Origin of the sequence: Mycobacterium sp. AZCC_0083, assembly GCF_014202335.1 — a bacterium.
In the GTDB taxonomy this organism is placed as follows: Bacteria; Actinomycetota; Actinomycetes; order Mycobacteriales; family Mycobacteriaceae; genus Mycobacterium.
Genome location: NZ_JACHGP010000007.1, coordinates 374,579 through 387,080 on the forward strand (window position 1 = coordinate 374,579; position 12,502 = coordinate 387,080).

The window sequence follows — 12,502 nt, forward strand, 5'->3', positions numbered from 1 at the left end:
TTCGGGCTACGGTAGGGCGCGTGACAACGGTGTGCGTGGTGGGCAGCATCAACCTCGACCAGTCGTTCAGCGTGGCTTCGCTCCCGCGGCCCGGCGAGACGGTGCTGGCATCGTCGTCGTCGGCCGCACCCGGCGGCAAGGGCGGCAACCAGGCCGTCGCGGCCGCAAGGGCAGGTGCGTCGGTCGACATCGTCGCCGCCCTCGGCGACGATCCGGCGGCGGCCGTTCTGCGCGCACACCTGCGCGACAACGGGGTGGGCCTCGAGGGCGTGGTCACGGTGCCTGGCCCCAGTGGAGCGGCGGCGATCGTGGTGGATGCCCATGCGGAGAACATCATCGTCGTCGCACCCGGCGCCAACGCCCATCTGAGTATGGCGTCGGCCGAAGCCCGGTCCGTAGTGGCGGCGGCCGACGTGGTGCTGCTGCAGTTGGAGATTCCGATCGAGACGGCGTTGGCGGCCGCGCGGCTGGGGCGTGACGGCGGCGCGCTGGTCGTGGTCAACGCGTCACCGGCCGGTGCGCCACCCGAGGCTCTCGAGGCGCTCGCCGGGGTGGTCGACGTCGTGGTGCTCAACGACGATGAATCACGGCAATGGCATTGGCCGGTCCCTCATCTGGTGATCACGCGGGGCGCCGACGGCGCGACGCACGTCGGTCCCGATGGCAGCCGCGACATCGCCGCACCCGCAGTCGAGGCGGTCGACACCACCGGCGCTGGCGACGTCTTCGCCGGAGTGCTCGCCGCGGGGTGGCTCGCCGGTCCGGCCGACGCGCTGCGCCGCGCCTGTGCGGCAGGCGCTCTGGCGACGCTGATGCCGGGGGCGGGTGACTGCGCTCCGTCGGCCGAGGCCATCGACGACGTTCTGAGATACGGGTAGCCGAGCGCGGTCAGGCCGTAGGCCGACGCACGTCATGGGCGATCGCCATGCCTGCACCCGACGCGAGATCGCCGGGCGTCTGGTTGAATACCACCCGACTTCGGTTCGGCGACAACACCATCGACAAGAAGTGATGCGGCTCCCCGGCGGCGAATACGACCCGGTTCACCCGAATCAACGGCGAACCGATCGTCGTGTCGAGTAGGGCCGCGGTACGCGGACCCGCAACCTCGGCCGTCAGCTCGTGCTCGAGGCGCTCCAGGTTCACGCCCGCGTTGGCCAGCAGCCGGTAGAGGGGCAAGGTCGCCAACGCCTCCTGGGTGACCGTGTCGGCGAGCTCGTCGGGCAGCCAGGCTTCGGTGATCATCAGCGGCTCGCCCGTTCTGCGCTCGCGTCGCAGCCTAAGCACGAACAGTCCGCGCTCGCGTGGAGCCAATCTCTGGAAGACGGGACGGGGCAGGGCGCGCATGCCGAACTCGACGACGTCGACCTCGGTCTCGAACTCGACCTGCCGCAGTTCGTCCATGTACGAGCCGCTGGCTTCGGGTGGGCGCAGCGGTGACTGTTCTGTCACGAACGAGCCGATGCCGTGACGGCGCTCGATGAACCCGGCCTCTGCCAGGTCGGCAAGCGCACGACGGACGGTGATGCGTGAGACGCCGAACTGGTCGCACAAGGACTGCTCGGTGGGGAGTGCATCGCCCGCACCCAGCGCCCCGCGACCGATCTCGTCGTGCAACACCAGGAAGAGCTGACGATGCAACGGCACGCCCGCACCGACGTTGACCAGATCGACGCCCTGCTTTCCGTCCGGCACGTCAGTCTTCCCCCGTCGCTTCGCTCGCCCCCATGACCTTTCCACATTCCCGCTTGTCGGATGCCGTTTAAGTTGTTATAACTATATAACAACTTCGTGGAAGGGTGTCGCGAATGGCAAACGATGCGGCCACGGATCCGCACGGACCGACGGGCAGGCTGGCGCACTGGGTCGCCGACCTCCGATACGCCGACGTCCCGCCGACTGTTGTCGACAGGGCCAAGTACCTGCTTCTCGACGGGCTCGGATGCGCCCTGATCGGCGCCGGGTTGCCGTGGTCACGGGTGGCGACGGATGCCGTGCTCGCGCTCGAGGGCGACGGAGACGCCGTCGTCGTCGGCACCGGCGAGACGACCAGCGCACCCGCATCGGCAGTACTGAACGGCACGTTCATCCAGGGCTTCGAACTCGATGACTTCCACCCACTGGCTCCCCTGCACAGTTGCTCGCTGCTGATCCCGGCGCTGCTGTCGACCGCGTCGGCCCGATCCGCACCGACCACCGGCGCAGAGCTTCTGCTCGCAGCGATCGCCGGCTTCGAAGTAGGCCCTCGGGTCGGCTACACGCTGCACGGCGCTCAGATGCTGGACCGGGGTTGGCATTCCGGGCCGGTGTTCGGCACGCACAGTGCGGCGATGGCCTCCGGGAAGCTGCGCGGCCTACCGCCGTCTCAGCTGGAGGACGCCCTCGGCCTGGCAGGGACGCAGTCGTCCGGGCTTATGGCCGCCCAGTTCGAGGCCATGAGCAAGCGCATGCACCACGGCTTCGCGGCCCGCAACGGTTTCTACGCCGCCGGTCTGGCCGCCGCCGGATACACCGGCATCAAGCGGGTCTTCGAACGCGAGTACGGCGGATTCCTCAGCGTCTTCGGCGAGGGCCACGCCCCCGACGCCACGTTGTTGACCGCCGGTCTCGGCGACCGCTGGGAGACCTCGATCATCATGGTGAAGTCCTACGCCGCGATGGGCGGGTTGCACGGCGCCATAGACGGTGCGCGCGGCCTCCGAAAATCGATCGACCCCGCCGACATCTCGCGGGTCGACATCACGGTCGGCGAAACCGTCTACAAGCACGGGTGGTGGAAGCCCGAACGCCCACTGACGCCGATCGGCGCGCAGATGAACATCGGTTACGCCACGGCCGTCGCGCTACTCGACGGCAACGTCATGCCCGAGCAGTTCACGCCGACGCGGCTCGACGCCGACGACGTCTGGGCGATGATCGACGCCACCGACGTGCACCTCGACGAATCACTTGCCGACGCACCCGTGACGGAGAAGTTTCGTACCGACGTCGCGGTCACCATGTCCGACGGCACCGTGCACCACACCAGGGTCGACCAACCCCACGGTGCGCCAACCGATCCCGTCACCAACGACGAGCTCGTCGCCAAGTTCCACGCACTCGCCGACCGGGTGACCAGCCGCGGGCGCGCGGAGGCGATCGAACGGGCGGTGACCGGGCTCGAGGACCTCGACGACGTCGGCGAGCTCATCGACCTGCTTGCGGACCCCGTCGCCGGCGCACTGGACTGAGAGGACCGACATGCCAACATCTTCCGCACGCAAGGCCCTACGCGGACTCCTCGAGCGCGGCGAGCTGATCGTCGCGCCCGGCGTCTTCGACGGCATCTCCGCACAGCTCGCCAAGCGCACCGGGCATACCGCGGCCTACCTGACCGGCGCAGGGGTCGCGGCATCCGGTTTCGGCCTACCGGACATCGGGCTGGTCACCGCCAGCGAGATGGCCGAGCGGGCGCGGATGCTCGTCGACGTCCTCGGCGAGGTGCCACTGATCGCCGACGCCGACACCGGTTACGGAGCCCCGCTGAACGTTGTGCGCACCGTCCGCCAGTACGACGCCGCAGGCGTCGCCGCAATCCAATTGGAGGACCAGGCATACCCGAAACGCTGCGGCCACCTTCCGGACAAGCACGTCGTCGACGCCGAAGTGTTCGAGCAGACGCTGGCCGCCGCACTCGACGCCCGCTCCGACGACGATCTGCTGATCGTCGCAAGAACCGACGCGCGCGCCCCACTCGGACTGGACGCCGCCATCGAGCGGGCCAACCGCTACGCCGCCGCGGGAGCAGACGTCATCTTCGTGGAGGCACCGCAGGGCACCGACGAGATCGAGCGCATCGCCCGCGAAGTCGACGCACCCCTGCTGATCAACCTGGTGGTGGGCGGGATGACGCCGATCGAGTCGGCGGCGAGGCTGCAGGAGTTGGGCTACGCCGTCGCCATTCACCCCGGTGACCCCCTCGGCCGAGCGACGTTCGCGATGCTCGAAGGCCTCTGCGCGCTCAACGGCACCGACGTGGCCGACTTCCTGCCCACCAAGCCCGCCGACTTCTTCAACCTGATCGGCATGGCCGAGTGGTTCGCACTCGACACCAAACTCGCAGCCACCCGAGACCGACAAGGGGACCACTCATGGGCATGACCATCATCGAGAAGATCTTCGCCCGCAAGGCGGGCCTGGATTCGGTCGGGCCGGGTGACACCGTCGTCGTCGACGTCGACATGACCGTGCTGATCGATCTGCAGTTCGCCACGATGTGGCTGCGGCCCCTCAAGATTCACGACCCGGACAAGCTGGCCATCGTGATGGACCACGCCGTGCCCGCCCCGACGCTGAAGGATGCGGAGGGCGGCCCACGGGCCCGCAAGTTCGCCGCCGAGTTCGGCATCGAACGCTTCTACGACGTCGGCAGGCACGGCATCTGTCACCAGGTGATCGCCGAGAACGGGCTGGCCCGTCCCGGAGAAGTGCTGGCGTGCACCGACTCTCACACCTGCGCGGGCGGCGCCTACAACACCGCCGCCCGTGGGTTGGGCCCCGCCGAGGTGTACTCCATCATGTGTACCGGAAGCACCTGGTTCCAGGTCGCACCGACGGTCCGCTACGAACTCGAAGGCGTCAAGCCCGACTCGGTCAGTGGCAAGGACGTCTTCCTGCACATCGCCAACGAATACGGCGACGCGGCCAACCTGAACCTGGAGTACGGCGGACCCGGCCTCTCCAGCGTGCCGATGCACGACCGGCGCACCATCGCCACCCAGGGTGCCGAGGTGTCGGCCGACTTCAGCACGTTCGAGCCCGACGAGGTGCTCAGCGCGTTCCTCGACGAAGGTGGCGTCACCGGATACCGCTCGGCCTCGGCGGATTCCGACGCGACCTACGTCGACGTCCGGCATGTCGACCTGGCTGCCCTCGAGCCCTACGTCGCCAAACCCGGCACCGTCAGCCACAACGGTGTGCCGGTCTCCCGACTCGGAAGACAGAGGGTCGATCAGGCGTTCATCGGATCCTGCGCCAACGGCCAGCTCGAGGATCTCGAGATCGCGGCAAACGTGTTGCGCGGCAAGTCGGTAGCACCCGGCGTGCGATTACTCGTCACGCCGGCATCACAAGCGGTGTACCGGGAGGCGATGCGCCTTGGCTACCTACAGGACATCGCGGATGCCGGCGGCGTCGTGACCAACTCCACCTGCGGTGCCTGCTTCGGCTATCACATGGGGGTCGTCGGGCCCGGAGAAGTGTGCGTCACGTCGAGCACGCGCAACTTCACCGGCCGGATGGGCAGCACCGAGGCGAAGATCTTCATGGCCTCCCCCGCCACCGTCGCCGCGTCGGCGGTCGCCGGCTACATCACCGACGCCAGGAATGTGACCGCATGACCCTCAAGTTCTCCGGCAAGGTGTGGGTGTTCGGAAACGACCTCAACACCGACGCGATGTATCCGGCCTTCGCGATGAAGATGGAACCACCGGAGGCGGCGAAGCACGTCTTCTACGCGATCCGCCCCGGTTGGACCGACGAGGTGTCACCTGGCGACATCGTGGTGGCGGGCCGCAACTTCGGCGTCGGCTCGTCTCGGCCCGTCGCGGCGCTGTTCAACGAGCTCGAGGTTGCCGGTCTCGTCGCCGAGGAGTTCAATTCGCTGTTCTTCCGCAACGCGGTCAACGCCGGGCTGCCCGCGATGACACTGCCCGAGGCGACGGCACTGTTCACCGACGGTGACACCGGCACCTTCGACCTGGCGGACGGAACGTGGCGAAACGAGACCACCGGGAAGTCCGGCTCGGTGCCCCGGCTGCCCGATCTGATTCGGGACATCATCGCGGAGGGCGGGGTGATGCCGCGCCTCGCCGCGACGGGCTATCTACCCGCCGAGCTCGGTGAGATCTTGCGCTCGAGCACTGTGGCGATGCGTGGGGCAGGGAGCGGGGCGTGATCGGCAAGGTGCTACGGAGGGTGCGCGCAGATCCGCGCCGAAGCCCGCTGGCAGGCAGCGGGTTCGAGGCACCCGCGACCATCACCGTGACCAGCCCGGCGTTCGCCGATGGCGGCCCGATCCCGCGTAGGCACGCGGGCAGGGGCGTCGGCGACGACGTGTCCCCCGAGGTGCAGTGGCAGGGCGTGCCGCCAGGAACTGCAGCACTGGTGCTCCTGATGGACGACGTGGACGTACCGCTGCGCTCGCCGTTGATCCACAGTGTGGCGATCATGGCACCGGACGCCGAGGGGCTCGGCGAGGGCGAATTCCGCACGGGGGCAGAGGGTGTGCGGGTCGTGCCAACCATGCTGAGCAAGGACGGCTACTCGGGACCCCGGCCGATCCCCGGTCACGGCCCGCATTGCTACCGCTTCCACCTGCTGGCCCTAAAGCACCCCGTGCCCGAGGCCGCCGCGTCGGTCAAGGCGGTGCTCTCCGGGGCATCCGGTCACGTGCTGGCCCGCGGCACACTGACCGGAACCTACGAGCGCTGACCTCTCATGCCTCCGGGACGTTGCGCTCGATCTCGTCGAGCCAGATGCGCGCCGACATGTCCGACGGCGCGCGCCAGTCGCCGCGCGGCGACAGCGCCCCACCCGAGGACACCTTCGGACCGTTGGGCAGTGCAGAGCGCTTGAACTGGCTGAACGAATAGAACCGTTGCACGAACACCTTCAGCCAGCCGCGGATCTCGCCCAGCGAGTACGCCGGCCGCTTGTCGGCGGGGTATCCCTCGGGCCAGTCGCCGCGCTGGGCGTCACCCCAGGCGTGCAGCGCCAGGAACGCCACCTTCGACGGGCGGAAGCCCCAGCGCAACACCTGATAGAGCGAGAAGTCCTGCAGGACATAGGGCCCGACCTTGGCCTCGCTGCTCTGGATCTCCTCGTCCTCACCTGCGGGCACCAGCTCCGGCGTGATCTCGGTGTCCACCACCGACTGCAGCACCGCGTTGACCTCGTCGTCGAACTGGCCCGATGAGATCACCCACCGGATCAAGTGCTGGATCAGGGTCTTGGGCACACCGCCGTTGACGTTGTAGTGCGACATCTGGTCGCCGACGCCGTAGGTCGACCAGCCCAGCGCGAGCTCCGACAGGTCGCCGGTGCCGAGCACGATTCCGCCGCGCTGGTTGGCCAACCGGAACAGATAGTCCGTGCGCAGGCCGGCCTGCACGTTCTCGAACGTGACGTCGTAGACCTTCTCACCCCGGGCGAACGGATGACCCATCTCGGTGAGCATCAACGTCGCGGTGTCGCGAATGTCGATCTCGGAGAACGTCACTCCCAGCGTCTTGCCCAACGCAATCGCATTGCCCTTGGTGCGATCGCCCGTCGCGAAGCCGGGCAGGGTGAACGCGAGGATGTCACTGCGCGGCCTGCCTTCGCGGTCCATGGCGCGCGCCGCGACGATCAGCGCATGGGTGGAGTCCAGTCCGCCGGAAACCCCGATCACGACCTTGGGATAGTTCAGTGCGCGCAGCCGCTGTTCCAGACCCGACACCTGGATGTTGTAGGCCTCGTAGCAATCCTGTTGCAGCCGAGCGGGATCCGACGGCACGAACGGGAAGCGTTCGACCTCGCGGAGCAGTCCGATGTCACCGGCGGGCGGGTCGACGACGAACTCAATCCGGCGGAAGGCGTCGACGCGTGCACCGTGGTGCCTGCGGTTGTCGTCGAACGTGCCCATCCGCAGCCGCTCAGCGCGCAGAAGATCGGTGTCCACGTCGACGACCGATCGCCGCTCGCCCTTGGGGAAGCGCTCGGATTCGGCGAGCAGGACACCGTTCTCGTAGATCATCGTCTGCCCGTCCCAGGCCAGATCGGTCGTCGACTCCCCCTCGCCGGCGGCCGAGTAGACGTAGGCCGCCAGGCAGCGCGACGACGCCGAGCGGGCCAGCAGCTTGCGGTCGTCGGCCCTGCCGATCGTGATCGGGCTGCCGGACAGGTTGGCCAGCACCGTCGCCCCGGCCAGCGCGGCCTCCGCACTCGGCGGGATCGGCACCCACATGTCCTCGCACACCTCGACGTGCAGCACGAAGTTCGGAAGGTCGGTGGCCGCGAACAGCAGGTCGGGGCCGAACGGGACGTCGGCGCCCGCGGCGCGGATGGTGCCGCCGGCGTCGTCACCGGCCGCCATCTGCCTGCGTTCGTAGAACTCGCGGTAGTTGGGCAGGTAGGACTTCGGCACCACGCCGAGCACGGTGCCGCGGTGGATCACCACGGCGGTGTTGTAGACCCGATGACGGTGTCGCAACGGTGCGCCAACCACCAGTACCGGCAACAACTCCGTCGAAGCAGCGACGACGTCGGCCAGCGCGACCTCGACGGCGTCGAGCAGGCCGTCCTGCAGCAGGATGTCCTCGATCGAATATCCCGACAGCGTCAGCTCGGGAAATACCGCAAGGGCGACGCCGTCGTCGTGGCAGTCACGAGCCATCCGCAGCACGGATTCCGCGTTGGCCGCGGGGTCGGCCAGGGAGGTGTGGTGCGTGCACGCGGCGACCCGGACGAAGCCGTGCCGGTAGGCGCTGTAGAAGTCCACGGTCTCAATTGTCTCAGGCCCTCTGGCGCCAAGGTCCGATTGCCGGTCTCAATGCCATGTCAGAGCCATATCAGCCACATTCACAACGTGTTGGTTGTGAATTGCGCGTAAATGGGTGTTTCCGCTGCGGCCAGGGGTGGCCGACCATGGCCGACAAGCCAGATCCGACATCGGCCAAACAAGACGTTGCCCAAACAAGACAAGCCCCGACAAGGAGCGAGACGTGACCTCAGCCGCCGCGGTCAAGAGCACTGACGTGGAACTGACCCGACGCGCGTCCAAGGTCGTACCCGGCGGGATGTACGGGCATCAAGCGATCCGCAACATGTCTCCGGCATACCCGCAATTCTTCGCGGCGGGCGAGGGCGCGCTGATCACCGATGTCGACGGCAACGAGTACGTCGACCTCATGTGCAGTTGGGGCCCCGTCGTCCTGGGCCACCGCGATCCCGTCGTCACGCAGGCAGTACGCGCTCAGATGGAATTGGGCGACTGTCTCGACGGGCCGGGGCCGGTGCTGGTGGACCTTGCCGAGGCTGTCGTCGACGTGGTCACCGATGCAGACTGGGTTCTGTTCGGCAAGAACGGAACCGATGCCACCACCGCGTGCCTGACGGTCGCCAGGGCGCACACGTCGCGGTCGGTAGTTCTGGTGGCACGCGGCGTTTATCACGGTGCAGCGCCCTGGTGTACGCCCGTTCCCGCCGGGACCCTCGCGAGTGACCGGGCCGCAATGGGCTACTTCGACTACAACGACCCGGACGACTTCGACCGTGCCCTCGAGGCGGCGGGCAGTGATCTCGCGGGCGTCATGCTGACACCCTTCCGGCACGTCGAGGGCGAAGATCAGGACCTCGTCGACATCGATTTCGCCCGGCACGTCCGCCGGCGATGCGACGAACGCGACGCGTTGCTGATCGTCGACGACGTACGGTGCGGATTCCGCCTCGCCCACGGCGGCAGTTGGGAACCGATCGGAGTGCGTGCCGACCTCAGCGCGTGGAGCAAGGCGATCGCGAACGGCTATCCGCTCGCTGCGGTTACCGGCCAGGAAGCCCTACGTGAAGCGGCGTCGTCGGTGTTCCTCACCGGATCCTTTTGGATGAACTCGACACCGATGGCCGCAGCGCTCGCCACGATCCGACGCCTCGGCGACATCGACGGAGTGTCGCTGATGCGACGTGCCGGCGCACGCTTGCGGGCGGGCATCCTGGCTCAGGCCGCCGACAACCGGCTCACGATCGCCTACACGGGACCCGACGTCATGCCGTACGTGACATTCGCGGGGGACGACGACCGTCTGCGGATGACGTGCTTCAGCGAGGCTGCGCTGGCATCCGGCGTCTACCTCCATCCCAAGCACAACTGGTTCATGTCCTGCGCGATGGACGACGCCGTCATCGACCGGGCGCTTCGAGGCACCGAAGTCGCGTTCGCCGCAGTGCGCAAGCACTTCGGCGCCAACTGACCCGACCGACCGAATCAAGGAGATCCATGACGATCGACCGCCCAACCGACAACTCCACGGCAGCGCCACCGAATCTCGACAACCCTCATGACGCGACGCTGGCGTCCTTCGGCTACAAACAGGAACTCAAGCGGACGCTGCGCTTCTTCTCGCTGTTCGCCATCTCGTTCTCCATCGTCTCCATCTCCACCGGAATCTTCCTGAACTACGGCTTCGCCATCAATCAGTTTGGCGGCGCATCGATTTGGACGTGGCCGATCGCCGCAGCCGGTCAGATCGTCATGGCGCTGCTAATCGCTGAGTTGAGCACCAAGATCCCGCTTGCGGGCTACGCGTACCAGTGGGGCGCACGGCTAGTCGGGTCCACCTACGGCTGGTACACGGGCTTCTTCGGCCTGCTGTACATGAGTATCACTGGCGGGGCGATCATCCTGTTGGGTGCTACCCCACTGTTGTTCGAGGCCATGGGCATCAGCCCGCCGGACGGGGTACTGCTCGGCGTCGCGATCGCGATCCTGCTGCTCACCGTGCTGATCAACATCGTCAGTGTGCAGTTGGCAGCGAGTGTCAACAACACGGCGGTGATCGCCGAGATCATCGGGACCGTGCTTCTCGCTGTCACTGTGATCGTCGCATTCGGCCTTTACGCGGGCGACGATGGTGGCTCGGTCGCCAATCTCACCAACAGCACGGGAACCGCGGGCTCGGGATTGGCCACTTCGTGCTGGCCGGCCTGCTGGGCATCTACACCATGGTCGGATTCGAGCTCTCGGCGGATTTGACCGAGGAGGCCGTCGACTCGCAGAAGGCCGTCCCGCGGGGGGTGCTCATGGGCGTGATCGGCTCGGCGGTGCTCGGCATGTTGGCGCTGATCTGTTTCACCGTGGCCATGCCGGATCTGGGTGCGGCACAGGCGTCGGATGCACCGATCGTGACGATCGCCGACTTCTACCTGCCTTCTGCGCTGGTGAAGGTCTTCATAGTGGTGGTGGCGTTCTCCATGATCGCGCTGGTCATCGCCAACCAGGCCGCCCAGGCCCGGTTGATGTACTCGATGGGCCGCGACAACATGTTGCCGTTCTCCCGCCACTTCCGCATGGTCAACGCGCGCACCAAGACACCGATGCGCGCGCTGATCGTCGGAGGCGTGGTCAGCGTCCTATTCATGGTTTACGGCTTCCTGCAAACGGATTCGTTCACCACACTGGTCGGTGCGACGTCCATCGCGCCCTATCTGGTCTACCTACTGATCGTCGGGTCATACATGCGCCGACGCTCGACGTTGGCGGCTGCCCCTGGGGCTTTCAACCTGGGCCGGTGGGGCGTCCCGCTGATGATCGTCGGACTGGTGTGGATCATCACCGCGCTGCTGATCCTGACCATCCCGGCAGAGTTCCACGGTGCGGTGAAGGTCGTCGAAGGCGCGACCGTCCTGGCGGTGCTGTGGCACGTGCTGGTGTTGCGGGGCCGCATCAACCGCGGTGAGGCCGGTGTCGCGAAGTTCCAGGATTCGGTGCAGCGGCCCTGAGCTACGGGTGGTCGTGCGACACCGACGCCGACGTGAATTCGACTCCGCTGAAGGGGTTCTCGATGCTCTCGACCGTCGCGGTCTCACGGTCCCGGACTTCTTGAGCGACACGATTGAAGGACAAGGCGAGCGGAGAGACTCGGTCACGTCGCCACGCGATGGCCACGGCCGAACCCGGCACGTCGACGATCGGAATGTAGCGCACCCCGGAGTGTGGGATGTAGCGCATGATCGCGGCCGGGTTGACCGTGCACGCCAATCCTGCGGCGATCAACTCGATCTCCTCGGTATTGCTGGTGGTAGGAGTAAGGATCGGCTCAGTCAACCCCGTGCGGAAGTCCTGCAGGCTCCAGAAGCGGCGGTACTCCTCGTCGGCGGACCTACCAACGGCAAGCGGAACATCGAGGATGTCGGCCACGGCGACGGTCTGCCGCTGCGCGAGGGCGTGACGCACCGAGACGGTCAGCACCCGCGGCTCGACGAAGAGCGTATGGGCGATGATGCCGGGATCGGCCAGCGGCGGTCTGATGATCGCGACGTCAGCCCAGTGGTCGGACAGCCCGGCACTCTGGTCCGGCAGCCCGAACTCACGCATCTCGATTTCGACGTGGGGAAACTGCTTCGAGAATTCCTCCACGATGTATGGCGTCAGCTCCAGAGCGGCTCCCAAGCCAAACCCGATCCGCAAGTGTCCGACCGCGCCCGCGCCGTGCCTGCGCGCCTCCTCGATGCCTGCGTCAAGGCTGGCAAGTGCTGATTGCACTCCGGCAAGGAATGCCTCGCCTGCTGGTGTCAGTTCAACCGACCGGGTCGTCCGGTAGAAGAGCAGCGCACCGACCTCCTCTTCGAGATCACGGATCTGACGTGACAGCGATTGCTGGGCGACGAAGAGCCGGGCCGCGGCCCGGGTGAAGTGCCGCTCCTCCGCCACGACCGTGAAGTAACGCAGCTTCCGCACGGTCAGGTCCATGCAGGGACGATAACGCGA

12 protein-coding genes are annotated in these 12,502 nt (G+C 67.1%); 9 read left to right on the forward strand and 3 right to left on the reverse strand.

What is annotated here, in order from left to right; translation table 11 throughout:
- Window positions 1–20: 20 nt before the first annotated feature.
- Window positions 21–878, forward strand: coding sequence for a ribokinase (locus HNP02_RS19620; protein ID WP_309241631.1), 858 nt, complete (start codon window positions 21–23; stop codon window positions 876–878).
- 10 nt (window positions 879–888) lie between these two features.
- Here the strand turns inward: HNP02_RS19620 and HNP02_RS19625 are convergent, their stop codons facing one another.
- A complete protein-coding gene (locus HNP02_RS19625; RefSeq protein WP_184441520.1) occupies window positions 889–1,695 on the reverse strand; it encodes a GntR family transcriptional regulator in 807 nt (268 codons plus the stop codon).
- A 113-nt stretch (window positions 1,696–1,808) separates the two neighbouring features.
- Here HNP02_RS19625 and HNP02_RS19630 point away from each other — a divergent pair, with 113 nt between their 5' ends.
- The 5 genes from HNP02_RS19630 to HNP02_RS19650 are packed head-to-tail and all read left to right on the forward strand — an operon-like array spanning window position 1,809 to window position 6,471.
- Window positions 1,809–3,230, forward strand: coding sequence for an MmgE/PrpD family protein (locus HNP02_RS19630; protein WP_184441522.1), 1,422 nt, complete (start codon window positions 1,809–1,811; stop codon window positions 3,228–3,230).
- Between the two features lie 10 nt (window positions 3,231–3,240).
- A complete protein-coding gene (locus HNP02_RS19635) occupies window positions 3,241–4,140 on the forward strand; it encodes an oxaloacetate decarboxylase (protein ID WP_184441524.1) in 900 nt (299 codons plus the stop codon).
- On the forward strand, window positions 4,131–5,378 hold the full coding sequence (locus HNP02_RS19640; RefSeq protein ID WP_184441525.1) for an aconitase/3-isopropylmalate dehydratase large subunit family protein: 1,248 nt from the start codon (window positions 4,131–4,133) through the stop codon (window positions 5,376–5,378). Before HNP02_RS19635 ends, HNP02_RS19640 begins: the two co-directional genes overlap by 10 nt.
- Window positions 5,375–5,935 (forward strand): 3-isopropylmalate dehydratase, encoded by a 561-nt coding sequence (locus HNP02_RS19645; protein WP_184441526.1) that lies wholly within the window; start codon window positions 5,375–5,377, stop codon window positions 5,933–5,935. Before HNP02_RS19640 ends, HNP02_RS19645 begins: the two co-directional genes overlap by 4 nt.
- On the forward strand, window positions 5,932–6,471 hold the full coding sequence (locus HNP02_RS19650) for a YbhB/YbcL family Raf kinase inhibitor-like protein (RefSeq protein WP_184441527.1): 540 nt from the start codon (window positions 5,932–5,934) through the stop codon (window positions 6,469–6,471). The genes HNP02_RS19645 and HNP02_RS19650 overlap by 4 nt, the downstream gene beginning before the upstream one ends.
- 4 nt (window positions 6,472–6,475) lie before the next feature.
- On the opposite strand, the gene HNP02_RS19655 is transcribed toward HNP02_RS19650, so the two are convergent.
- A complete protein-coding gene (locus tag HNP02_RS19655) occupies window positions 6,476–8,518 on the reverse strand; it encodes an NAD(+) synthase (protein WP_184441528.1) in 2,043 nt (680 codons plus the stop codon).
- 223 nt (window positions 8,519–8,741) lie between these two features.
- On the opposite strand from HNP02_RS19655, the gene HNP02_RS19660 reads away from it, so the two are divergent.
- Genes HNP02_RS19660 through HNP02_RS19670 form a run of 3 tightly spaced genes read left to right on the forward strand, consistent with a single transcriptional unit; the run spans window position 8,742 to window position 11,514 of the window.
- Window positions 8,742–9,986, forward strand: a complete 1,245-nt coding sequence (locus HNP02_RS19660) for an aminotransferase class III-fold pyridoxal phosphate-dependent enzyme (RefSeq protein ID WP_309241632.1) — start codon at window positions 8,742–8,744, stop codon at window positions 9,984–9,986.
- A gap of 26 nt (window positions 9,987–10,012) precedes the next feature.
- The gene (locus tag HNP02_RS19665) at window positions 10,013–10,768 is read left to right on the forward strand and encodes an amino acid permease (RefSeq protein WP_184441529.1); all 756 of its coding nucleotides are present in this window, start codon (window positions 10,013–10,015) and stop codon (window positions 10,766–10,768) included.
- Window positions 10,708–11,514 (forward strand): APC family permease, encoded by an 807-nt coding sequence (locus tag HNP02_RS19670; protein ID WP_184441530.1) that lies wholly within the window; start codon window positions 10,708–10,710, stop codon window positions 11,512–11,514. Before HNP02_RS19665 ends, HNP02_RS19670 begins: the two co-directional genes overlap by 61 nt.
- A gap of 1 nt (window position 11,515) precedes the next feature.
- Here the strand turns inward: HNP02_RS19670 and HNP02_RS19675 are convergent, their stop codons facing one another.
- Window positions 11,516–12,484 carry a LysR family transcriptional regulator gene (locus HNP02_RS19675; protein WP_221317750.1) on the reverse strand — a complete coding sequence of 323 codons (969 nt, stop codon included), beginning with the start codon at window positions 12,482–12,484 and terminating at the stop codon, window positions 11,516–11,518.
- Window positions 12,485–12,502 lie beyond the last annotated feature (18 nt).